The sequence below is a fragment of the Streptomyces sp. NPDC037301 genome, assembly GCF_055602785.1.
In genome coordinates this window covers 234,281-256,761 of record NZ_JBVJWD010000009.1, presented here as the reverse complement: position 1 = coordinate 256,761, position 22,481 = coordinate 234,281, and the positions used below count along the sequence as shown (strand labels likewise).

General features: G+C 71.3%; 23 protein-coding genes. 6 read left to right on the top strand and 17 right to left on the bottom strand.

The features are described 5' to 3' along the window. The 5 genes from ACZ7IB_RS17835 to ureA form a co-directional block, all read right to left on the bottom strand. Positions 1–1,164, bottom strand: a complete 1,164-nt coding sequence (locus ACZ7IB_RS17835) for a sensor histidine kinase (protein ID WP_470913357.1) — start codon at positions 1,162–1,164, stop codon at positions 1–3. Between the two features lie 138 nt (positions 1,165–1,302). Further along, positions 1,303–2,625, bottom strand: coding sequence for an MFS transporter (locus tag ACZ7IB_RS17830; protein WP_189276129.1), 1,323 nt, complete (start codon positions 2,623–2,625; stop codon positions 1,303–1,305). Then, positions 2,622–4,364, bottom strand: a complete 1,743-nt coding sequence (locus ACZ7IB_RS17825) for an amidohydrolase (protein ID WP_470913356.1) — start codon at positions 4,362–4,364, stop codon at positions 2,622–2,624. The genes ACZ7IB_RS17830 and ACZ7IB_RS17825 overlap by 4 nt, the downstream gene beginning before the upstream one ends. A gap of 19 nt (positions 4,365–4,383) precedes the next feature. Beyond that, complete coding sequence (locus ACZ7IB_RS17820) at positions 4,384–6,069, bottom strand: urease subunit alpha (RefSeq protein ID WP_266362948.1); 1,686 nt, start codon at positions 6,067–6,069, stop codon at positions 4,384–4,386. Next, positions 6,066–6,677 (bottom strand): urease subunit gamma, encoded by a 612-nt coding sequence (ureA, locus tag ACZ7IB_RS17815; RefSeq protein ID WP_470913355.1) that lies wholly within the window; start codon positions 6,675–6,677, stop codon positions 6,066–6,068. Before ureA ends, ACZ7IB_RS17820 begins: the two co-directional genes overlap by 4 nt. A 122-nt stretch (positions 6,678–6,799) precedes the next feature. Between ureA and ACZ7IB_RS17810 the strand changes: the two genes are divergently transcribed. Next, positions 6,800–7,987, top strand: coding sequence for a PucR family transcriptional regulator (locus ACZ7IB_RS17810; RefSeq protein ID WP_470913354.1), 1,188 nt, complete (start codon positions 6,800–6,802; stop codon positions 7,985–7,987). Positions 7,988–8,149: 162 nt separating this feature from the next. Here the strand turns inward: ACZ7IB_RS17810 and ACZ7IB_RS17805 are convergent, their stop codons facing one another. From ACZ7IB_RS17805 to infC, 4 genes are all read right to left on the bottom strand, one after another. Continuing rightward, positions 8,150–8,983: a TrmH family RNA methyltransferase gene (locus ACZ7IB_RS17805; protein ID WP_389604330.1), complete on the bottom strand. Its 834-nt coding sequence runs from the start codon at positions 8,981–8,983 to the stop codon at positions 8,150–8,152. A gap of 122 nt (positions 8,984–9,105) precedes the next feature. Next, positions 9,106–9,489 (bottom strand): 50S ribosomal protein L20, encoded by a 384-nt coding sequence (gene rplT, locus ACZ7IB_RS17800; protein ID WP_018103794.1) that lies wholly within the window; start codon positions 9,487–9,489, stop codon positions 9,106–9,108. A gap of 109 nt (positions 9,490–9,598) precedes the next feature. Then, entirely contained in the window at positions 9,599–9,793 is a 195-nt protein-coding gene (rpmI, locus tag ACZ7IB_RS17795) for a 50S ribosomal protein L35 (RefSeq protein ID WP_114243588.1), read from the bottom strand. A gap of 121 nt (positions 9,794–9,914) precedes the next feature. After that, positions 9,915–10,613, bottom strand: coding sequence for a translation initiation factor IF-3 (gene infC, locus ACZ7IB_RS17790; protein WP_405689143.1), 699 nt, complete (start codon positions 10,611–10,613; stop codon positions 9,915–9,917). A gap of 342 nt (positions 10,614–10,955) precedes the next feature. Between infC and ACZ7IB_RS17785 the strand changes: the two genes are divergently transcribed. Together ACZ7IB_RS17785 and ACZ7IB_RS17780 are read left to right on the top strand one after the other, a co-directional pair. Further along, positions 10,956–11,318, top strand: coding sequence for a DUF1844 domain-containing protein (locus tag ACZ7IB_RS17785; protein WP_093896122.1), 363 nt, complete (start codon positions 10,956–10,958; stop codon positions 11,316–11,318). Between the two features lie 276 nt (positions 11,319–11,594). Continuing rightward, positions 11,595–11,732: a hypothetical protein gene (locus tag ACZ7IB_RS17780; RefSeq protein ID WP_470913353.1), complete on the top strand. Its 138-nt coding sequence runs from the start codon at positions 11,595–11,597 to the stop codon at positions 11,730–11,732. Here ACZ7IB_RS17780 and ACZ7IB_RS17775 read toward each other — a convergent pair. Beyond that, entirely contained in the window at positions 11,722–12,450 is a 729-nt protein-coding gene (locus tag ACZ7IB_RS17775; RefSeq protein WP_470913352.1) for an SseB family protein, read from the bottom strand. The two genes, ACZ7IB_RS17780 and ACZ7IB_RS17775, sit on opposite strands and share 11 nt — an antisense overlap. A gap of 132 nt (positions 12,451–12,582) precedes the next feature. Here ACZ7IB_RS17775 and ACZ7IB_RS17770 point away from each other — a divergent pair, with 132 nt between their 5' ends. Next, positions 12,583–13,494, top strand: coding sequence for a serine hydrolase (locus tag ACZ7IB_RS17770; protein ID WP_470913351.1), 912 nt, complete (start codon positions 12,583–12,585; stop codon positions 13,492–13,494). Between the two features lie 29 nt (positions 13,495–13,523). Here ACZ7IB_RS17770 and mycP read toward each other — a convergent pair whose 3' ends face one another. Together mycP and ACZ7IB_RS17760 are read right to left on the bottom strand one after the other, a co-directional pair. Further along, entirely contained in the window at positions 13,524–14,723 is a 1,200-nt protein-coding gene (gene mycP / locus ACZ7IB_RS17765; RefSeq protein WP_470913350.1) for a type VII secretion-associated serine protease mycosin, read from the bottom strand. Continuing rightward, complete coding sequence (locus tag ACZ7IB_RS17760) at positions 14,720–15,622, bottom strand: hypothetical protein (protein WP_470913385.1); 903 nt, start codon at positions 15,620–15,622, stop codon at positions 14,720–14,722. The genes mycP and ACZ7IB_RS17760 overlap by 4 nt, the downstream gene beginning before the upstream one ends. 574 nt (positions 15,623–16,196) lie before the next feature. Between ACZ7IB_RS17760 and ACZ7IB_RS17755 the strand changes: the two genes are divergently transcribed. Beyond that, complete coding sequence (locus ACZ7IB_RS17755) at positions 16,197–17,399, top strand: amino acid deaminase/aldolase (protein WP_470913349.1); 1,203 nt, start codon at positions 16,197–16,199, stop codon at positions 17,397–17,399. A 2-nt stretch (positions 17,400–17,401) separates the two neighbouring features. On the opposite strand, the gene ACZ7IB_RS17750 is transcribed toward ACZ7IB_RS17755, so the two are convergent. From ACZ7IB_RS17750 to ACZ7IB_RS17730, 5 genes are all read right to left on the bottom strand, one after another. Next, positions 17,402–17,653 (bottom strand): hypothetical protein, encoded by a 252-nt coding sequence (locus ACZ7IB_RS17750; protein ID WP_470913348.1) that lies wholly within the window; start codon positions 17,651–17,653, stop codon positions 17,402–17,404. A gap of 67 nt (positions 17,654–17,720) precedes the next feature. Continuing rightward, on the bottom strand, positions 17,721–17,888 hold the full coding sequence (locus ACZ7IB_RS17745) for a hypothetical protein (protein ID WP_470913347.1): 168 nt from the start codon (positions 17,886–17,888) through the stop codon (positions 17,721–17,723). A 166-nt stretch (positions 17,889–18,054) separates the two neighbouring features. Further along, positions 18,055–18,846, bottom strand: coding sequence for a 3-oxoacyl-ACP reductase (locus ACZ7IB_RS17740; RefSeq protein ID WP_470913346.1), 792 nt, complete (start codon positions 18,844–18,846; stop codon positions 18,055–18,057). 6 nt (positions 18,847–18,852) lie between these two features. After that, positions 18,853–20,232, bottom strand: a complete 1,380-nt coding sequence (locus ACZ7IB_RS17735) for an aldehyde dehydrogenase family protein (protein ID WP_470913345.1) — start codon at positions 20,230–20,232, stop codon at positions 18,853–18,855. An 8-nt stretch (positions 20,233–20,240) separates the two neighbouring features. Then, positions 20,241–21,608 carry a glutamine synthetase family protein gene (locus ACZ7IB_RS17730; RefSeq protein ID WP_470913344.1) on the bottom strand — a complete coding sequence of 456 codons (1,368 nt, stop codon included), beginning with the start codon at positions 21,606–21,608 and terminating at the stop codon, positions 20,241–20,243. Between the two features lie 75 nt (positions 21,609–21,683). Between ACZ7IB_RS17730 and ACZ7IB_RS17725 the strand changes: the two genes are divergently transcribed. After that, a complete protein-coding gene (locus ACZ7IB_RS17725) occupies positions 21,684–22,412 on the top strand; it encodes a FadR/GntR family transcriptional regulator (RefSeq protein ID WP_470913343.1) in 729 nt (242 codons plus the stop codon). Positions 22,413–22,481: the final 69 nt, after the last annotated feature.

The window sequence follows — 22,481 nt, the reverse complement described above, 5'->3', positions numbered from 1 at the left end:
TCAGACCAGGTAGGCCGGCGTGCTCACGGGCAGGATAAATCGGAATTCCGCACCGCCGCCGGGGCCGCGGCCGACCGTGATCGTACCGCCGTGCGCTTCGACGATGCCCTTGACGATGTAGAGGCCCAGGCCCGTACCGCCGCGCTTGCTCCCCCGCCAGAAGCGGGTGAAGACACGGCCCATCGACTCCTCGGGGATGCCGGGGCCTTCGTCGCTCACGGTGACGGCCGTTCCCTTCTCGTCGCTCTTCGCGGGTGCGGGTGCGACTTCAATGGTGACGGTTCCCTCGCCGTGGCGCACCGCGTTTTCCAGCAGGTTGCCGAGCACCTGGTCGACCTTGTCCGGGTCGGCCCAGACCGCGGGCAGCGGCTGGCAGGTACGGACGAGGAAGCGGTCGGGGGTCTGGCCGTTCGCGGTGAGGGCCTGGATGTGGCGTTCGACGGCGGCGGAGAGGTCCACGGGCTGCCGTCGCAGCTCCAGCCGGCCGGAGTCGATCCGGGAGATGTCGAGCAGTTCGGCGATGAGCCTGGTGACGCGGCCCGCGTCGGCGTCGACGGTCTCCAGCATCAGGCGCTTCTGGTCGTCGGTGAACCGTTCCCATTTGGCGAGGAGGGTCGCGGTGAAGCCCTTGACGGAGGTCAGCGGGGAGCGCAGCTCGTGGGCGACGATCGCGATCAGCTCGGCGTGGCTGCGTTCGGTGCGGCGGCGGGCCTCGGTGCCGCGCAGCGAGATCACCAGACGGCGTACGGGACCGGTCGGGTGCTCTCGTACGTACCGTGCGGAGACCAGGACCTCGCGGCCGCCGGGCAGCAGCAGATTGCGCTCGGGCTGACCGACCCGGGTGGCGAGGCCGCCGTACGGATCGGTCAGCGCCCACCAGCGGCGGCCCTTGAGGTCCTCCAGCGGCAGCGCGTGCTCCAGGGGGCGGCCGAGAGCGGCGGCCCGGGGCACGGCGGTGATCCGGGTGGCCGCGGAGTTGAAGCAGATGACCCGGCCGGTCTCGTCGGCGACGACCAGGCCGTCGGGGAGGTCGTCGGGATCGACGGTCGCATCGACGGGACCGAGGTCCGGTCCTTCGGCCGGTTCGGCCGCCGTGCCGGGGCCTTCACCGGCGCGCACGACGGCCGCGTGTGTCTCGCGCGGCCTGCTCATGCCGACAGCCATATCCCGTACCCCACCTCTCGAACCGGTGCAGTGGGCCCCCGAGTTCGTCACCCTACTAGTCGTCGGTGACGGAGCGACACCCTGCGGGGGCGCACTGCTGCGGTCCGCCGTTCGACGGGGTACGGGGCGTGGCGTCGGTCAGACGGCGACCTCGACGCGGTCCCCGGCCGGCCGGGCCGCCCGTTCACGCCTCATGAGCGATCCGGAGGCGAACGATCCGGCGGCCGTGCAGGCCGCGATCACCATCAGGAGCAGGGCCGCACCCCACGAGGCACCGTTCGCCGCGCCGGTCAGCGAGGTGGCGAGCAGCGGTACGAATCCGGCCACGACACCCGCGAGGTTGTAGGACATCGCGACGGCGCTGTAGCGGAACGCCTCGGGGAACATTCCGGAGACCACGGCACCGATGGGGGCGTACGGAATGGAGAGTGCGCCGATCCCGAGCCCCACCCCGAGGTAGACCAGTGCGGGCTTGCCGGTGTCGACGAGCCAGAAGGCCGGGAAGGCGACGGCCATCGTGACGAGGCCGCCGATGGCACAGACCGTCCAGGCGCCGATCCGGTCGGCGATCCGCCCCGCCACGACGAGCACGACGATCTCGACGACCGATCCGATGACGGTGGCGTTCAGCATCACGGACTTGTCGATGCCCAGCTCGTCGGTGCCGTACGAAATGATGAACGTGGTCATCAGGAAGAAGCCGCCGACACCGAGCAGGGCCGCGCCGATGCCGATGATCATGCGTCCCCAGGTGCGGCGGAACGCCTCGATGAGCGGTGCGGGCTTCGGGCCGTTCTTCTCGGCGTCGGCGAGCATCGCGTGGAAGACGGGCGACTCCTCGATCCGCAGCCGCATGTAGAGCGCGAAGCCGAGCAGCGGAAACGCGGCGAGGAAGGGCAGGCGCCAGCCCCAGGAGTAGAAGGAGTCGTCGGGCAGCATCCCGACGAGGGCGAACGCGCCGGACGAGATCAGCGTACCGACGGGCGAGCCGAGCTGCGGGATCGAGGAGTAGCTGCCGTGCTTCTCCTTCGGCGTGTGCTCCAGCGTGAGCAGCATGGCGCCGCTCCACTCACCGCCGACCGAGATCCCCTGCAGGAAGCGGAGGAGCGCGAGGAGGGCGGGGGCCCAGATGCCGATGGTGGCGTAGCTGGGCAGCAGGCCGATACAGCCGGTGGTGACGCCCATCATCACGACGGTGATGATCAGGGCGACCTTGCGGCCGTAGCGGTCGCCGATGTGGCCGAAAACAGCCGCACCGATGGGGCGGGCGACAAAGCCCACGGCGAAGGTGACGAAGGACGCGATGGTGCCCACGGCCGGGTCCAGCTCGGGGAAGAAGAGCCGGTTGAAGACCAGGGCGGCGGCGGTGCCGTAGAGGAAGTAGTCGTACCACTCCAGGGCGGTGCCGGTGAAGGCTGCGATCAGCAGTCGCCGGATGTCCTTGATGTCGGGCGAGCTCACACGTTCTCCTGGGGACGGAGGGCCTGGTGGCCTTGAGGGGACGGGGGAACGGGCTGTACGGGCGTGCGGGTGGCGGCCTGGGCCGCGAGGCCGTGCGGGTCGTGGACGGGATCACCGTCGACGACGGTCGCGAGGACCTGGAGCGAGCCGATCCGGTCCGGATCGGTGCGGAGCGGGTCGGCGTCGAGGATCGCGAGGTCGGCGAGCTGCCCGGGGACGAGGCGTCCCTTGCGGCCGCCGAAGCCGGTGGCGCGGGCGGAACCCTCGGTCCAGGCGCGCAGGGCGTCGAGGACCGGGACGCGCTCGTCGGGCCCGTACACGGCGCCCGAGCCGGTGCGCCGCTGGACCATGGCCTGGATGGCGGGCAGCGGGGCGCCGGGCGCGACGGGCCGGTCGGAGCTGCCGGGTACGGGCAGGCCGAGGTCGAGCAGCGAGCGCAACCGGTAGGACCAGGCGGTGCGCTGCGCGCCGAGCGACTCGGCCATGGCGTCGCCGAACGGCGGCAGGAAGTTGTGCTGCGGTACGGGGATCACGCCGAGTTCGGCGAACCGGCCGAGCTGGTCGGGGCGGACCACTCCGGCATGCTCGATGCGGTGGTGCACGCCGGGGCGCGGGAGCTCGCGCTGAGCGCGGGCGAATGCGTCGAGCGCGAGGTCGACGGCCCGGTCGCCGATGGCGTGGGCGGCGACGGTCCAGCCGGAGCGGTGGGCGGCGACGACGGTTTCGGTCATGGCGTCGGCGTCGTTCTGGAGGTATCCGGTGGGGTTGGCCGCCTCTGCCTCGTTGTGCGGGCAGCCGCAGAAGGGTTCGGTGACGGCGGCGGTCCGGCCGAGCAGGGAGCCGTCCAGGAAGATCTTGACGGGTCCGAGGGAGAGCCGGTCGTCGCCGAAGCCGGTGCGCATCCCGAGGTCGAGCCCGAGGCCGATGCCGTCGTCGGCGTGCGAGACCAGCGGGTGCAGGACGTCGGAGGCGGCCATCAGCTGGGCGCGGGTGTGGAGTCTGCCAGTGTCGCGGGCGAGCTGGTAGGCGGCGAGTTCGACCGGGGTGTGGCCGATCCAGCCGCCGCCGATACCGGCCTCCGTGAAGCTGGTGATGCCTTCGGTGAGGTAGTGCCGGGTGGCGGCGTCGACGGCGTCGGCGACGGTCTCCACGGGGTACGGGAGTACGTGCCGCTGCACGAGGCGCTGGGCGGTCTCCTCCAGGAGTCCGTCGGGCCGGCCGTCCTCGTCGCGGGAGACGACCCCGCCGTCCGGGTCGGTGAAGCCGTCGGCCAGGATGCCCGCGAGGCGCAGCACCGGGGTGTTGACCACGCAGGCGTGCCCGGAGGTGTGCTTCAGCCACACCCGCCGGCCGCCTGCTGCCCGGTCCAGGGCGTCGCGGTGCGGGTAGCGCCCGCCGGTCCGGTTGTGGTCGAGTCCGGCGCCGATCACCCAGGTGTCCTCGGGCAGCGTGGCGGCGTACGCGGCCACGGCGTCGTACACCTCGTCGACGGTCCGTGCGCCGGAGACGTCGAGCTGGGTGAGGGTGAGGCCGAACCACGCGGTGTGGCAGTGGGCGTCGTTGAAACCGGGCACGACCGTGGCGCCGCCCGCGTCGATGACCCGTGCGGCGGGGAGGTGCTCGACCTCCTCGTCGAGCCCGACGATGCGGCCGTGCAGGGCGCCGAGGGTGCGGGCGGTGGGCCGGGCGTCGTCGAGGGTCAGGATGTTCGCGTTGCGGACCAGCAGATCGAGTTTCACGGGCGAAGGTCTTTCGGGCTCAGGCGAGGTGGTGCAGCTGGGCGAGCGGCACGGCGTCGGCGGCGGGGGTGCCGGTGGGGACACCGTCGACCAGGACGGGCGCCGGTTCGCGGGGCACCACGACGCGCGGGGTCGCGGTGTTGTGGAGCATGTCGGCGCGGGTGAGACCGCGGGAGCCGCGGATCGGCGCGTAGGTGAGTCCCTTGGGCAGCGCCGCCCGGGCGGCCCGGTCCGCCAGCGCGGCCTCGGCGACGAAGATCCGGGAGAGCCGCGCGGGCGCCTGGCCGAGGGCGCCGAAGTAGGGCTTGTACGTACGGGGTTGGGTCAGCCGGGTCGATCCCGAACCGGACCCCGTGTTGCCCCACGCCACGAACCCGGCCTTGATGACCAGTTCGGGCTTCGAGCCGAAGTAGGCGGGGTGCCAGAGCACCAGGTCGGCGAGGCGCCCCACCTGGGCGGTGCCGACCTCGTGCGCGAGGCCGTGGGCGATCGCCGGGTTGAGGGTGATCTTGGCGAGGTAGCGCAGGGCCCGCTGGTTGGCGCGGTGCTCGACACCGCCCTCCCCGGCCGCCAGTGCCTGGAGGTGGGCGAGCTGCCAGGTGCGGCGGACGGTCTCGGCGATGCGGCCCATGCCCATGGAGTCGGAGTTGACGATGGAGATCGCGCCGAGGTCGTGCAGAGCGTTCTCGGCGGCGATGGCATGGGCGCGGATGCGGCCCCTGGAGATCTCCACATCGCTGGCGGAGTGGTGGTTCTGCCGGTGCACGGTCATCGTCATCGGGAAGAGTTCCCCGACGGTGTTCGGGGTGTACGGGATGGTCGGCGTGGTCGACGACGGCAGGATGTTCGGCTCGGAGAGGATCTCCAGCAGATCGGGGTGACCTCCACCGCCCTCCACGTGGTACGCGTGCACGGTCCGGCCCCGGGTGGAGCCGATGGTGTCGCGCAGATAGCCGGACTCGTTCATGGAGTCGGTGTGCAGGGCGACCGGCAGATCGGCGGCCTCGGCGGTGTCGAGGCAGTTGTCGATGATGCGCGGGGTGGCCCCGAAGTCCTCATGGATCTTGAAGCCGCCGGCCCCGGCGAGCACGGACTCGTCGAGCAGGGTGCGGGAGCTGGAAGAACCGCGGGCCAGGAACGCGATATTGAGCGGGGTGCCCTGCCAGGAGCTCATCAGGGTGTGCAGATTGTGGGCCGGATTGCAGCCGATCTCCCAGACCCCGCCGAGCCCCATGCCGACAAGCGTGGTGACTCCGGCCGCGAGCGCTGCGGGCGCCACCTCGGGCGAGGAGAGATGGACGTGGCTGTCCACGATGCCGGGGGTGGCGATCAGCCCTTCGCCGGGGACGACCGAGGTGTGTGAGTCGATGGCGTACTCGACCGGCATCACGTCCGGGTTGCCGACGCCGCCGACGGAGACGATCCGGCCGTCCTTGATGCCGATGTCGGTCTTGCGGACGCCGAGAACCGGGTCCATGAGGACGACTCCGGCGACCACCATGTCCAGGGCGGAGTCCCGGTCGGAGCGGGGCGAGGCCAGCAGCCCGTCGCGTACGGTCTTGCCGCAGCCGCCGAGCAGTTCGTCGCCGGGGGTGCCGTCGTCGGCCTCGACCTCGACCCAGAGGGAGGTGTCGCCGAGCCGGATGCGGTCACCGGTGGTGGGACCGTACAGAGCGTTGTACGTACGGCGGTCGATGCTGGTCATGCGCGCTGCTCCTCGGACTGGGTGTGCTGCGGGTGACGGGAGAGGGGGATCAGCGAGACCTCCCGGGACTCCCCCGGTTCGAAGGCCAGCGCGGTGCCGGCCGCGATGTCCAGCCGCAGCCCCCGCGCCGCTTCCCGGTCCAGCTCCAGGGCCGCGTTCACCTCGTGCAGCGGATAGTGCGAGGAGACGAACACCGTACGGTCACCGGTGTTGCGGAGGGTGAGGGTGGTGCGCGGACGCCCCTCGTTGATCCGTACCGGATCGGGGGCGGTCCGTACGGCACCGGGTGCGGTGTCGGGTGTCCCCGGGCCGATCGGCCGGTCGACGGCGACGAGGGCGGTGCCGCTCGGGAAGAGCGCCTCGACCTGCACGGTGGTGACGATGTCGGCCACGCCGTCCATCACGTCGGCCTCGGTGAGCACGGAGCGGCCCACCTCGATCACTTCATCCAGACCGAGCCCGTCCCAGGCGGCTTCCAGCACCTCGTCACAGATCAGCGCGATGGCCTCCGGCGTGTTCAGCCGCCGGCCGCGCGCCCTGCGGCGGCGGGCCAGTTCGGCGACGGTGAACAGCTGGAGACGCTCCTGCTCGCGAGGCGTCAGATGCACTGCCAGAACCTCCCTGAATGCGGTGGGCCCGGAGGGGGGATTCCGGATTGCCTCAGCTTCAAGGGCAACGAGCACAGATCCAACGTCGAAACATCACCCGTACAGCCCCTTACATTGGTCATATGCACACTCCGGTTTCCGGTTTCCCTCCCCCGTCCCGTCGGATCGCCGAGCTCGCGGGCCAGTGCCTGGACAACATCGACGGTCTGATCGGCCAGTGGATGGAGATGATCAATCCGGTCCGGAGCGCCTATGCGGACCGGGTGCCGGACGCCGATTTCCGCAGCTCCGCCTGGCAGGCGTTCGAGCTGCTGCTGCGTACGGTGGCGCAGCTTCCGGTGCCCGTGCACATCGCCGGGGTGTCGCAGCGCGTGGGTGAGCAGCGGGCCCGCCAGGGCGTCCCGCTGGACTCGCTGCTGGAAGCGGCCCGGCTGGACTTCCGGGTGGTGTGGGCGGCACTGGTCCAGCGCGCGGACGAGGAGGACATGGCGGAGCTGGTGACGTCCGCGTACCACGTGTGGGAGGCCGTCGAGTCCCATGTCACGGGCATCATGACGGCGTATCAGCGCACCGTTCTGGAGATGGGCCGGCGCCAGGAGGACGAGCGGCGGATGTGGTTCTCCCGGCTGCTGGAGAGCGAGGGCCACAATCCGACGGTGGTACGGAACGCGGCGCTGGCCCTGGGCTTCGACGGCGCGGGCACGTTTCTGTGCGCGGCGGCCCCGGCGGCGGAGGGTTCGGGGCTGCACCGGGCGGCGACGGCGCTGCGCGCGGCGGGTGCTCCGGTGCAGTACCAGGCGGTCGGCGGGGACGCTGTGCTCGTGGTGGAGCTGGGACGGCGCACCACGTGGCAGTCGGTACTGGTCCGGCTCGCGTCCACCCCGTGCGGTGTCTCGCCGCAGGCGAACGGGCTCGCAGCGGTGCCCAGGGCGGCTGTGCTGGCCATCGCGACGGCGCAGATGCTGCCGCCGGACGCCCGTTCACCGAGGCTGCTGGAGGACAGCTGGCTGGATGTGCTGGTGCGGCGGGCCGGGGACTTCGGCACGGATCTGGCCGCCGATGTGCTGGGTGGTCTCGACGGCCCCGGGGTGTCGGCGACGGAGGCGGCACGTCTGCTGGAGACCGTCACCGAGCATCTGCGCGGCAGCGGCTCCATCGCGGACACAGCGGCCGCGCTGTACTGCCACCGCAACACGGTCCAGCACCGCTTCGCCCGCTTCCACGAGCTGACCGGCCGCGACGTCCGGCGCCCCGACGACGCGGCACTGGTCGCGGTGGCCCTGCGGGCCAGGACCGCGGCCGCGGATTAGGGCCTGTCCGGCGGATCTTCGCGGGCCCGCCACGCCTGGCACGGCACCTCGCTGCGTTGTCGAAGTCGTCCAAGTACGTCCAGTACGAGGACGGTCCTTCGCCTTGCGATGCACCGCACCAGACGCCGCGGGCTGATCCGCGAAGATCCGCCGGACCAGGCCCTAGCGGCGCGGGCGCTGGGCCCGTGCGGAGGCGTACAGGCAGACGGCCGCCGCCGTCGCCAGATTGAGGCTCTCCGCCTTGCCGTGGATCGGCACCCTCACGACGGCGTCGGCCAGCGCCCGGGTCTCCTCCGGCAGGCCCCAGGCCTCGTTGCCGAAGACCCAGGCGGTCGGCCCGCCCATGGTCCCCGCGTCGAGCTCGTCGTCGAGGTCGTCGTCGCCCGCTCCGTCGGCGGCGAGGATCCGTACGCCCGCGTCCCTCAGCCCCTGCACGGCCTGCTCCACCGGAACACCGACGGCGACCGGCAGATGGAAGAGCGAGCCGACCGAGGCCCTGACGGACTTGGGGTTGTAGAGGTCCACCGAGGCATCGGTGAGCACGACGGCGTCGGCACCCGCGGCGTCGGCGCAGCGCAGCACCGTACCGGCGTTCCCCGGGTCGCGTACGTGGGCGAGGACGGCGACCAGCTTCGGCTTCGCGGCGAGGATCGCGTCGAACGGCGAGTCGAGGAAGCGGCAGACACCGATGAGGCCCTGCGGGGTGACGGTCTGCGACACATCGGCGAGCACATCGCCGTCCGCGAGGTGCACCCGGGCACCGGCGGCGTGGGCGGCGTCGACGATGTCGGCGTACCGCTCGGCCGCCTCGACGGTGGCGAACAGCTCGATCAGCGTCGCCTCGCCGTCGCTGCCGCGGTGCCCGGCGGCCTCGCGCACGGCCTGCGGCCCCTCGGCGATGAACCTGCGCTCCTTGCCGCGGAAGTTGCGCTTGGCCAGCCGCCGGGCGGCGGTGACGCGCGGCGATCGCGGGGAGATCAGTTCGGGGGTGCCCATGGTCGGCGGCGAGCCTCTCTGCGTACGGAGGTGACGGACGTACGGAACATGTCGTGCAACGCACCGGACCCGCAGACGACGAGCGCCTGCGGGTCCGGCCCAGCCAAGAAGTGCGACCTGGATCAGGCGGCCTTCGGGGCGTTGACGTCGCTCGGGAGGGCCTTCTGGGCAACCTCGACGAGGGCGGCGAACGCGTTGGCGTCGTTGACCGCGAGCTCGGCCAGGATCTTGCGGTCCACCTCGATGTTGGCGGCCTTCAGCCCCTGGATGAGGCGGTTGTACGTCATGCCGTTCTGGCGGGCAGCGGCGTTGATGCGCTGGATCCACAGCTGACGGAAGTCGCCCTTGCGCTTCTTGCGGTCGTTGTAGTTGTAGACGAGGGAGTGGGTGACCTGCTCCTTCGCCTTGCGGTACAGGCGGGAGCGCTGGCCCCGGTAACCGCTGGCCTGCTCGAGGATTGCCCGGCGCTTCTTGTGAGCGTTTACTGCCCGCTTGACGCGTGCCACTTTTTAACTCCTTGTAGCGGGGCCGTGGTTGGACTCACACGGCCCGGAAACGAATTGGTCCCGGTCTGAGTCGAGGTCGCCGCCCGCGGATTCACCGAGGGCTGCGGACTCACTTGCCGAGAAGCTTCTTGACCTTCTTGGCGTCGGCCGGGGCCAGCTCGACCGTGCCGGTCAGCGAGCGGGTCTTCTTGGACGACTTGTGCTCAAGAAGGTGGCGCTTGCCGGCGCGCTCACGGAGCACCTTGCCGGAGCCGGTGATCTTGAAGCGCTTGCTGGCACCGCTGTGCGTCTTGTTCTTCGGCATCGCGCCGTTCTCTCCTCGTCAGTGGCGCCCCTCGCGGTGCGGGCACCGGACAGCAGGGGCGTCAGATCTTGGTGGGAATTCCGGGGAGACCCGGGGCCGCCTGGATGGCGGCCCCCTGAGGTCACGCCTCGGAAGGTGTCTCGGCCGGAGCCTCGGACTGCGCTTCGGCAGCCTCGCCCGCAGCTTCGGCGTCGGGGGTCGAACCCTGACGCCCCGCCTTGCGGGCGGCCTGGGCCTCGCGGGCCTCGGCCATGGCTTCGGTCTTCTTCTTGTGCGGGCCCAGAACCATGATCATGTTCCGGCCGTCCTGCTTCGGGTTGGACTCGATGAAGCCGAGTTCCTCCACGTCCGAAGCGAGACGCTGGAGCAGTCGGAAGCCCAGTTCAGGGCGGGACTGCTCACGACCACGGAACATGATCGTGATCTTGACCTTGTCGCCCTGCTTGAGGAACCGGACGACGTGACCCTTCTTGGTGTCATAGTCGTGCGGGTCGATCTTCGGCCGGAGCTTCATCTCCTTGATGACCGTGTGCGCCTGGTTCTTGCGCGCCTCACGGGCCTTCATGGCCGACTCGTACTTGAACTTCCCGTAGTCCATGAGCTTGCACACGGGCGGACGGGCGGTCGCCGCCACCTCGACCAGGTCGAGGTCGTACTCCTGTGCGAGTTCCAGGGCCTTGGCAAGCGGAACAATCCCGACCTGCTCGCCGCTGGGACCGACAAGTCGCACCTCGGGAACGCGAATCCGGTCGTTGATGCGGGGCTCGGCGCTGATGGATCCTCCTCGGTAGCACCACGCGGCCGCCTGGCGGACAGCCACGTAACGTCTGTTTCGTGAGACCAACCGCACCAGCACATCAAAAATGCCCCGGACGGGACACAGGCGGGGCTCCTGGAAAACCGGAACACCGCCGCGGTCAACCGCGGGGCGCATCGGGTGGCTCCATCGTCCGTACGGAACGATGGGCGCCACCTGACCGGTGACCTGCCGTCCCGGAAGATGGCCAGGTGGGAGATCGGAGCCTCCACTTGTGGGCCGAGCACATAGGTGCCCAGCCGGTCGTTACACAAGGTTAGCAGCTCCCCCGGGCGTGCGCGAACCAGCTCTCGCCCATCGCTCCCGCAGACAGGGCGGCACCGGAGTGGGCCTATCGTATGGCGCATGAGTGACGCGACCCCCACCACCGATTCCCCCGGCTTCGACGACATGGCCCGCGACATCGCGGAGGTGCCCGCGGTCGAGGTGATCGTGACGGTCGCGGTCAATCTGATGAGCGCAGCCGCCGTGAAGCTCGGGCTGACCGAGGACGGCGACGAGCACAAGGACCTCGACGAGGCCCGCAAGCTGGTGCATGCGCTGGCCGGCCTGCTGGACGCCAGCACCACCGAGATCAGCTCCTTCCACGCGGCTCCGCTGCGTGACGGCCTGAAGTCCCTGCAACTGGCGTTCCGCGAGGCATCGCTCGTACCGGACGAGCCCGGCCAGGGCCCCGGCGAGAAGTACACCGGTCCCGTCTTCGGCTGAGCCCGCCCGCCTTCCCCTTCATGCGACTTGGACCGACCGGCAGATGGGGGGCGGCGTCGCGGAGCTGGGCACGCACTCCCCCAAGGCCTTAAGGGCCAGGGGGGAACCCCTCCGGCGTTGTCGTCAGTCGACAACTCCCCCATAGCCCTTAAAGGCCCCTTAAATCATGGGGGGACCCCCTTCGCGTTGCCTCCCTCCTCCGCCTTGCACCTGCACGCACCCAGCCCCGCTCCTTCTCCCCCCCATTTGCCGGTCGGTCGTACGACTTCTGACGACGTGAGCCCCCCGCCCTTCCCGGGCGGGGGGCTCACGTCGCCGAAGCCGAAGCCGGACGGCGCCCAGCGGCTGGGCCACCCGGTACGGGACGGCCTTCCGCACTTCGAGTCGGCGGCCGGCTCGGGGATCAGCGCGTGAACAGGGCCTCACCGGGCGTGGTCGCATCGGCCGGGAGCAGCGCCAGGTCCAGGCCGCGCACCAGGCGGGCGCGCAGGACGTCGTCGCCCGCCAGCAGTTCCGCGACCCGGCGGGCCGCGTCGGCGGGGTCGGCATCGGGTGCGAGGACGAGGGCCAGGGTGCCGTCGGCCCGGCCGGGGCCGAGGTGGGCGCGGAGCACCGCGGGCTCGGCGGCGACCGCGTCCCGTACCGCCGAGGTGACCGCGGGGTCGTCCAGCGGATCGGCGCTGGTGCGGCCCTCGGCGAGGGCGAGCAGTGCGGAGCCGGTCAGCTCGAATGCGACCGGGCCGGCGAGATCGAGGACGACCGTGTCCGCCTTCTCGTGCGCGGCGGCCTGCAGCGCCTGGTGCAGGGGTACGGCGACAGGGCGGGCCTGCGGATCCCAGCGGGCCAGTGAGGCGGTCGAGGTGAAAGCGGGCAGGGCGCGACGGTCCCCCGCCTGAAGGGTGGGGACGGCCATGTCGCTGGTCTTCTCGCGACGCAGTCCCTTCTCGTCCTCCTCCACCTCCCCCAGGACAGCGACGACAGGCACCAGGAGACGGGCTCCCCTGAGGGCTTCGAGTACCGGGCCGATGGCCTTCCGGTCCTCGGCCCAGGCGGCGAGTGCCGCGGTCAGGGCAGGGGCAGCCGTGCCGTCGTCGTCGGAGTAACCGGGGTCCGGAATGTTCTTCAGCGCCACAGGGCGAGCGTAGTGCCTGGGGTTCCTCACCCTGGCAACTGGGGGTTTCTTACCCTGGCAACCGGGGGTTTCTTACCCTGGCAACAGGTCGGACCCAGCCTGTTCTCAGGTGCCGTTCCTAACGTCCGGGGCATGTCCCGAAACAGATTCCGCGGCTCCGCCCTGTCCACATCCGTGACGGCCGTGCTCCTGCTGGCGGGTTCGGCCGCGGGTGGCATCTGTCTGGCCGGCCGGTCGTCGGATCACGCTCCCCGCGCCACGGCGTCCGTATCGTCCGTACCGGCCGCCGGGAGCACTCCGGTCCCGGCAACGACGAGTGAGGAGCCGACGGTGGATCTCGACGCGGCGCTGGCCGCGGCGGTGGAGTCGCTGCTGACCGACATGGGTGACGCGGAGGTGTCCGTCGCGGTGCTGGACACCGGGAGCGGGGCGCGGGCGGTCTACGGGGACGGGGCGTACGACACCGCCAGCATCGTCAAGGTCGACATACTCGCGGCGCTGCTGCTCAGGGCCCAGGACGAGAAGCGCGCACTCACCGCCGGCGAGCACGGCTACGCGACCGCCATGATCGAGTGGAGCGACAACGCCTCCGCCACCGTGCTGCTGCGGGCGATCGGCGGGGCGGAAGCACTCGACGCGGCCAATGAACGCCTGGGCCTGACCGAGACGACGGCGGCGCACGCATGGGGGCTGACCCAGACCACGGCGGCGGATCAACTGACTTTGCTGAAAGCGGTGTTCGGTACGGAATCGGAGCTGAGCGCGGGTTCCCGTACTTATCTGCAGGGGCTGATGGCGCAGGTCGAGGCCGACCAGCAGTGGGGGGTGTCGGCGGCGGGCAGCAGTTGGGCGCTGAAGAACGGCTGGATGCCCCGGACGACGACCGGGCTGTGGGCCATCAACAGCATCGGGCGGGTGAGCGCGGACGGCCGCACCTATCTGGTGGCGGTGCTCTCGGGCGGGCAGCGGACGAAGGAGACGGGGATCGCGCTCGTGGAGTCGGTGGCGAAGGCGGCGGTGGGCGTGCTCGACGCCGCCCGGTGAGCGCGGCCTGAGCGTTGCTGGAGCCGCGTTCAGCGCCGTACGGTGGCCGGCCTGTTGCCCCTGCCGCGCCACAGCACCACGGCCAGAGCCAGCAGGACCGCTCCGAGGCCGCCCGCGGCGGGGGCGAGCCAGCCTGCGGGGCCGCTGTCATGGTGCCCGGGGGTGGGGCCGGGGCCGAAGTACCGCTTTCGGTATCCGGCCTCGGCGGAGTCGGCACGCAGGCCGGCGGGACGGAGGCCGGCTCCGGCCTTGATCGCCGCGGCGGGGTCGACGATGCCGTACCCGCGGGCGTCGTCACGGCCGGACGCCGGGGCGCTGCGGGCCGTGTCCGCGAGCAGTTGCTTGATCTGGGCGGGCGTCAGTCCCGGATGTGCGGCACGGACCAGCGCGACCGCGCCCGAGACGAACGCGGAGGCGGCGGAGGTGCCCCACTCCACGTAGTACTGATGGTCGGGGGCGGCGACGACTATGTCGACTCCGGGGGCGCTGACGGTGGCGTACCAGCGGCGGGTGGAGAACGCGGCATGTGTGCCGTACCGGTCGACGGCGGCGACCGCGATCACGCCGGGGTACGCGGCGGGATACGAGACGTGGTCGCCCTTCTCGCCTCCGTTGCCCGACGAGGCGACGACGACGGCCCCCTTCTTCAGCGCGTACTGGATGGCGGCGTCCTCGCCCGATTCGGGGTGCGCCGACTCGCTGTCGTCGCCGAGCGAGAGGTTGATGACGTCGGCGCCGTGGTCGGCGGCCCAGCGGATGCCGTCGGCGAGGGCCGTGCCGCGGGACTCCCGGGCCTTGGCGCGGGCCGGGTCGGAGGCTTCGAGGATCACCCGGACCGGGAGGATCTTCGCCTCGGGTGCGATGCCCAGCACTCCGTCGCCGTGTCCTGCACCATGGCCGTGACCTGCGATGATCCCAGCCATCGCGGTGCCGTGCCGGGCCCAGGACCGATCGCCGCGGCCGGCACCGAAGCCGATCATGTCCTTGCCGGGCAGCACCTGGCCCGCCAGGTCGGGGAGGCTGCCGTCGACCCCGGTGTCGACGACGGCGACGGTGATCCCCCTGCCCTTGGTGGTCCGCCATGCCTGATCGGTGTGGAGCGCCTGAAGGCCCCACTGCTGGTCCCGGATGGCATCGGCCCTGGCCGGCGCCGCGGGCAGGAGCGCGAACGCGGTGGCGGCGCAGACCGCACCGAGGACACGGCGGTGGCGGCGGGTGCGGCGGCTCATTCCGGCTTCTCCGTGAGGTCGGTGACGGTCCGGCGCAGGCCGCGCTCGATCCGGTCGGCGATTCCCTTGGCCTCGTGGCCGAGCCCGGCCTGGGCGGCGGCCGTGGTGGCGTTCGCGGCCATCGCCTTGGCGACGGGTTGCGGATCGGTGACCGTACGCCCGTCGGCGAACCCGGAGACTGCGAACACGACGACGGGTACCTCGGTCAGTACATGGACGGTCCAGCTGGCGCGCTGCCGGTCGCCGAACCCGGCGGCGACCGTGCCCTTGACGGGGTACGTACGGGGCATCAGGTCGGTGCGCCGGTCGAGATGCTGGTCGCTGAAGCGGGTGCTCAGCGCTCTCATGGCCTCGGTGTCGACCACGGTGAAGATCACCCCGACCGTGGTGACACTGCTGCTGGTGGCGTCGGTGTAGGTGGCGCGGAGCATGCGCTCGCATCCGACCGGGCCGAGTGTCCTGGCCAGCAGCGGGTCCAGGGCCGGCGTGCAGCCGCTGTCCGGGGCGACGCCGACCCGGGTCCAGACCCGGTCGGCACCGCCGGGCCCCGCTCCGTCGCCACCCAGCGTGCGCGGGAAGAGGGTGTCCACTGGGACGCTGTGCCAGGCCGAGCGGCCCACGGTGTAGGCGCTGCGGGCGGCGGGGTCGGCCGAGGAGTCGCTGGTGAGCCAGGCGCCGGTGGCCGCGCCGCCGATCAGTCCGAGCCCGAGGACGACGCAGGCGGCGGCGGTCGCGGTCCTGACGGGGTGGCGGGTGCGGACGGGGCGCAGCCGGGTGGTGGTCTCCACGGGCGTCTCGGGGAGCGGATGGCGGTACGGGTGCGGCTGCGGGTACGCGTGCGGGACGTGCACCTGCCCGGGCGGTGGCGGGGTCGCTCCTGGACGCGGGGTGAGGTCCACGGCGCCGACGGGCCGCCGGCGGGTCGCGGCGGGCGGCTGCTCGGGGCGGGGCGGGGTGGTGGCGGGCGCGGGCGCGGCGGGCACGGGCCGGAGCCGCGCTGTGGTCTCCACGGGCGGGACTGCCGAGGGGTGCGTCGGCTGAGGGGGCGCGACCGGCTTCGGGTCCGGCTCCTGCCGCTGAGGTGCGGGCATCGCTACCGGGGCGGCCGGTCCCACCGGCGCCGCTGGGCCGGGCATCGGCGCCGGCACTGCGGGCGGTGGTGTCTTCGGGCGCGGCGGAACGGGCACGCTCGCGGATGTCGCGGAAGGAGCCTCGGCGGGATGCGCGGACGCGGGTGGTGGGGTCGTGGGGCGGGGCGGGACTGGAGCGCGCTGCGCCTCGGTACTCATCCGCCCCCCTGGTCCTTTTCCGTACCGCGCGCGGATCGACGTCACAGGCAGGCCCGTTGGTTGCCGCGTGCCCGTCACTCTACGGGGTGAAACGGCCCCGGTGGGAGCGGGACGCCCTGCCCCTGGACGATCTGCGCAGATCATCCCCCTACCCAGCGGTACGGCCGTCTGGCAAGCTGCGGCCATGACTGCCCGCGCTGCTGACCGGACCCGTTACGAACGGGCCACCGCTCATCTGGACGCCCCGATCGCCATCGTCGATCTCGATGCGTTCGATGCCAATGCCGACGACCTCGTCCGCCGGGCCGCAGGGAAGCCGATCCGGGTGGCGAGCAAGTCCGTGCGCTGCCGGGCCCTGCTGGAGCGGGTGCTCGCGCGGCCCGGGTTCGCCGGGATCATGTCGTTCACACTGGCCGAGTCGCTGTGGCTGGCGCGGGCCGGTTTCGACGACGTACTGCTGGCCTATCCGTCGGCCGACCGGTCCGCCTTCGCGGAGCTGGCCGCCGATCCGAAGCCGGCCGCCGCCGTGACGGTGATGGTGGACGATCACGCACAGCTGGAGCTGATCGACGCGGCACGGGCCGGTGGCCGCGAGGAGATCCGGGTCTGTCTGGAGCTGGACACCTCACTGCAACTGCTCGGCGGACGGGTCAGGATCGGCGCTCTGCGTTCACCGCTGCGCTCCCCCGCCCAACTGGCCGAACTGGCACGCGCGGTGGCGCGCAGGCCCGGCTTCCGGCTGGTGGGTCTGATGGCGTACGAGGGGCATATCGCCGGGGTCGGGGATTCGGTCGCGGGACGGCCGCTGCGCTCCAGGGCGATCCAGCTGATGCAGGCCGCGGGCCGCAAGGAGCTGGCCGCCCGGCGGGCCGAGGTCGTGCGGGCGGTACGGGCGGTGGCGCCGGACCTGGAGTTCGTGAACGGCGGCGGCACCGGCAGTGTGCAGCACACCGCGGCGGAGCGCGCGGTGACCGAGATCGCGGCCGGATCGGGGCTCTACGTACCGCGGCTGTTCGACAACTACACGTCGTTCACGGCGCGTCCGGCGGCACTGTTCGCCCAGCCGGTGGTGCGCCGGCCGGGTGTGGGTGTGGTGACGGTCCTCGGTGGCGGCTATCCGGCGTCCGGGCCCGCGGGTGCGGACCGGCTGCCCGTCCCGTATCTGCCGGAGGGACTGCGCTACGACCCGCAGGAGGGGCCGGGCGAGGTGCAGACTCCGCTGCTCGGTGCCCCGGCCGACGATCTGCTGATCGGCGACAAGGTGTGGTTCCGGCACGCGAAGGCCGGTGAACTGTGCGAACGCTTCGACGAGTTGCAGCTGATCGAGGGTGACCGGGTGACGGCGACCGTGCCGACGTACCGCGGCGAGGGCCGTACGTTCCTGTGAGCTCAGGGAGCCAGGGAGCTGCCCACGCCTCCGCTCGTCCCGCTGTCGTCGATCGGCCGGATCGCCTCGGTGATGGTGTCCATGAGGGAGGGCGGCGGGCCGTCGGGCGCCGCGTCGAAGGCGTAGCGCACGACGATCAGTGATTCGCCGCCGACCGTCGACGGGAAGACGAGCGACCGCACATAGCCGCCGGGGCCCTTGCCGGTGGTGACCCGCCGGCGCACCTGGTAGCCGGTGCGCCCGGCGACGCTCACGGACGCGGAAGCGAGCTGTCTGTGGGGCGTGATGGCGCCGTGGATCCGGTCGCCGCCGATGTTCTCCTCATACGCGCTGTCGGCGGCGGTGGTGACGTCCTGCGCCGACGACGACCGGTCCGGCCACGGCGAGCGCGACGATCCGGGTGCCGCCACCGGTCGCCGCACTGCCGCTGCCGCCGCCGTTCCCGTACGCGTACGCGACCGGCTCGGGCGGCCCGAACTGCCGAGGCACGGAGGCGCTCGGGCGGGTATGCGCGGTCCATGCCGAACCGTCCCCCCACCGCTCGGTGCCCGGTGTCGCGGCGTCCGGACACCGGGCGGTGTCGCGTTGCTCATCCCACCACTCCGAAGTTCCGCCGCCGACGGGATCCCGACGAGCCCCTGTTGGCGGTGGAACTCTAGAGCGGTGTGACGTACGCCCCCGAGATACCGCCGTCGACGAGGAAGTCGGTGGCGTTCACGAACGAGGAGTCGTCGCTCGCGAGGAAGGCGACGGCTGCCGCGATCTCCGTGGCTTCGGCGAACCGCCCGACCGGGATGTGCACGAGCCTGCGGGCCGCGCGTTCCGGGTCCTTCGCGAACAGCTCCTGGAGCAGCGGGGTGTTGACCGGTCCCGGGCACAGCGCGTTGACCCGGATGCCTTCGCGGGCGAACTGCACACCGAGTTCGCGGGACATGGCGAGGACGCCGCCCTTGGACGCGGTGTAGGAGATCTGGCTGGTGGCCGCTCCCAGGATCGCGACGAAGGACGCGGTGTTGATGATCGAGCCGCGGCGCTGGCGGCGCATGTAGGGCAGGGCGGCCTTGCAGCAGAGGTAGACGGAGGTGAGGTTGACGTCCTGGACGCGCTTCCATGCCTCCAGTCCCGTGGTGAGGATGGAGTCGTCGTCGGGCGGGGAGATGCCCGCGTTGTTGAAGGCGATGTCGACGGAGCCGTAGGTGTCGAACGCGGTCTTGAAGAGAGCCTCGACCTGTTCGGGGTCGGTGACGTCGACGCGCACGAACGTACCGCCGACTTCCTCGGCCGCGGCCTTGCCCGCGTTCTCGTCGATGTCGCCGCAGACGACACTGGCGCCCTCCGACGCCAGCCGGCGTGCGGTGGCCAGGCCGATGCCGCTGGCGGCTCCGGTGATGACGGCGGTGCGGCCGATCAGGCGGCGGCAGATGTTCTCGCTGTCGGTGGTGGTCATGCCGGCTCAGGCCTCCGTGCTGATGAAGACGTTCTTGGTTTCGGTGAATGCGGCAAGCGCGTCGGGGCCTAGTTCGCGGCCGAGTCCGGACTGTTTGTAGCCGCCGAACGGGGTCCAGTAGCGGACGCTGGAGTGGGAGTTGACGGAGAGGTTCCCGGCCCGGACCGACTGCGAGACGCGCAGTGCGCGGCCCACGTCGCGGGTCCAGATCGACCCGGCGAGGCCGTACTCCGTCGCGTTGGCGAGCCGGACGGCGTCGGCCTCGTCCTCGAAGGGAAGAACGACGGCGACCGGCCCGAATACCTCTTCGGTGGCGACGGGTGAGTCCGGTCGGACGTCGGTGAGGACGGTCGGCGGGAACCAGAAGCCGGGCCCTTCGGGTGCTTTGCCGCTGAGGGCGGTCGCGTCCTCGGGGACGTAACTGCGCACCCGTTCCAGTTGCGCCCGGGAGATCAGCGGGCCCATCCGGGTGTTCTCGTCGGACGGGTCGCCCACCACGACCGATTCGATTGCGGGGGCGAGCAGTTCCAGGAAGCGGTCGTACGCGGATCGCTGGACCAGGATGCGGGTGCGGGCGCAGCAGTCCTGGCCGGCGTTGTCCAGGAACGCCATGGGTGCGGCGGCTGCGGCGGCCTCGATGTCGGCGTCGGCGAAGACGATGTTGGGGCTCTTGCCGCCGAGTTCGAGGGTGAGCCGCTTCACGCGGTCGGCACATTTGGCCATGATCTGCTTGCCGACCCGGGTGGAGCCGGTGAAGACGATCTTGGCGACACCGGGGTGCTCGACCAGGGCGTTTCCGGTCATATCGCCGGCGCCCGGCAGCACCTGGAGGAGGTGTTCGGGAAGCCCTGCGTCCAGGGCGAGCCGTGCCAGCCGCAGGGCGGTGAGCGGGGTCGTCTCGGCGGGCTTGAGGAGTACGGCGTTGCCGGCGGCGAGGGCGGGGGCAAGGCCCCAGGCGGCGATCGGCATGGGGAAGTTCCACGGTGCGATCACGCCGATGACGCCGAGGGGTTCGAGGAGGGTGATGTCGAGTCCGCCGGGGACCGGGATCTGCCGGCCGGCGAGTCGTTCCACTCCCCCGGCGGCGTAGTCGAGCAGATCGCGGACGTTGGCCGCTTCCCAGCGGGCGTTGCCGAGGGTGTGGCCGGCCTCCTGGACCTCCAGCCGGGCCAGCTGTTCGGCTTCGCCGTCGACGGCGGTGGCGAAGCGGCGCAGCAGCCTGGCGCGGTCGGCGGGGGCGAGGGCGGCCCAGGTGCGCTGGGCGGCTGCGGCCCGGACGACTGCCGCGTCGACCTCGGCGGCGGTGGTGGACGGGACGGTGGCGAGGAGTTCTTCCGTCGCCGGGTTGAGTACGTGGTGTTCCACCGGGTGGTCGGGCGTGGTCACGGGGTGCCTCACAGGCGTTCGAAGGAGCGGCGGAGCTCCCAGTCGGTCACTGCGGCGTCGAAGGCTTCGAGTTCGACGCGGGCCATGTTGCGGTAGTGCGAGACGACGTCGTCGCCGAAGGCCGCCCTGGCGATCTCGCTCCTCTCCCAGAGTTCGGCGGCCTCGCGCAGCGTGGTGGGGACGTGGTCGTAGTCGGCGGTGTAGGCGTTGCTCCCGCACGGATCGGGGAGTTCGAGCCCCTTCTCGATGCCGTGGATGCCCGCTGCGATCAGTCCGGCGACGGCGAGGTACGGGTTGACGTCACCGCCGGGCAGCCGGTTCTCGAAGCGCATCGAGCGGCCGTGGCCGACGACGCGGAGCGAGCAGGTGCGGTTGTCGTGGCCCCAGGCGACGGCGGTCGGGGCGAAGGAGCCCGGCTGGAAGCGTTTGTAGGAGTTGATATTCGGTGCGTAGAGGAGGGAGAAATCGCGCAGGGCGGCCAGCTGTCCGGCGAGGAAGTGGCGCATCACCGGTGACATGCCGCCGTCCTCGCCCGCCATGACGCCGTGCCCGGCCTCGTCGGTGGAACGGAGTGAGAGGTGGATGTGGCAGGAGTTGCCCTCACGCTCGTTGAACTTGGCCATGAAGGTGAGTGCGACGCCCTCCTGGGCGGCGATCTCCTTGGCGCCGGTCTTGTAGACGGCGTGCTGGTCACAGGTGACCAGGGCCTCGTCGTAACGGAACACGATCTCGTGCTGGCCGGGGTTGCACTCGCCCTTCGCGGACTCGACGGTGAGACCCGCGGCGGCCATTTCGTTGCGGATACGGCGCAGCAGCGGCTCGACGCGGCCGGTGCCGAGGACGGAGTAGTCGACGTTGTACTGATTGGCCGGGGTCAGATCGCGGTAGTTGCGGTCCCAGGCCTGTTCGTAGGTGTCCTTGAAGACGATGAATTCGAGCTCGGTGCCGACATGAGCCGTGTAGCCGTGCTCGGCCAGGCGTTCCAGCTGGCGGCCCAGGATCCGGCGGGGCGCGGCGGCGACGGGCGAGCCGTCCTCCTGGGTGAGGTCGGCCATGACCATGGCCGTGCCCTCGTTCCAGGGCACCAGGCGCAGGGTGGAAAGGTCGGCGTGCATGGCGAAGTCGCCGTAGCCGCGCTCCCAGGAGGACATCTCGAATCCGTCGACGGTGTTCATGTCGGTGTCGACGGCCAGCAGGTAGTTGCATCCCTCGGTGCCGTGCTCCACGACCTCGTCGAGGAAGAAGCGGGCAGCGAACCGTTTGCCCTGCAGCCGTCCCTGCATGTCGGGGAAGGCGAGGACGACGGTGTCGATCTCACCGCTTCTGACGAGGACACGCAGCTCCTCGATCGCCAGCGGTGGTGTTCGGTCTGCCACGGGATACTCCTCCTTCGGTCAGCCGGAAAGCTTAAGGTATGCGAGAGAACCATTAATTGTGAAGGGGAACGGGACATGGCCGAGGAAAGCGAGTTCACCGACCGCCTGATGCCCGTACTGCGGCCCGTCCGGGCGGGGAACGGCTTCGAGGAGGCGCTGGAGCAGATCCTCCAGGTGGTCAGGCTCGGGCTGGTGCCCGGCGGCGGGCGGCTGCCGGCCGAGCGCGAGCTGGCCGAGCTGCTGGGGATCAGCCGGGTCACGCTGCGCGAGGTGCTGAAGGTCCTGCAGGACCAGGGCCTGGTGGAGAGCAGGCGTGGGCGGTACGGCGGCACGTTCGTGCTGCCCCGCACCGGCAGCCCCGGCGAGGACGAGCTGCGCCGGAAGGTGGAGTCGGTCGACATCGAGGATGTACTGCGCTTCCGCGAGGTGCTGGAGGCCGGGGCGGCCGGACTGTGCGCCGCGCAGGGGCTGACGGACGAGGGTGCGGACCGGCTGCGTACGGCTCTGGCGGAGACTCACGAAGCACCTCTGCCCGACTACCGCAGGCGCGACACCCTGTTCCATCTGACCCTGGCGGAACTCTCCGGCTCCGCATCCCTGACAGCGCAGTACGCGGCAGTCCGGGCCACCGTGAACGACCTGCTGGACTGCATACCGCTGCTCGTGCGGAACCTGGAGCATTCGCAGCATCAGCACGCGAGTCTCGTCGAGGCGGTTCTCGACGGGGACGCGGAGGCTGCGCGCGCGGTGATGCGCGAGCACTGTGCGGGCACGGCCGCGCTGTTGCGCGGATTCCTGGCCTGAGCGAGGTGCCACCGGTTCCGCTTCGGTGACAGCCTCCGGAAACGTAAAGGTATCCTCTGCCACCATTGA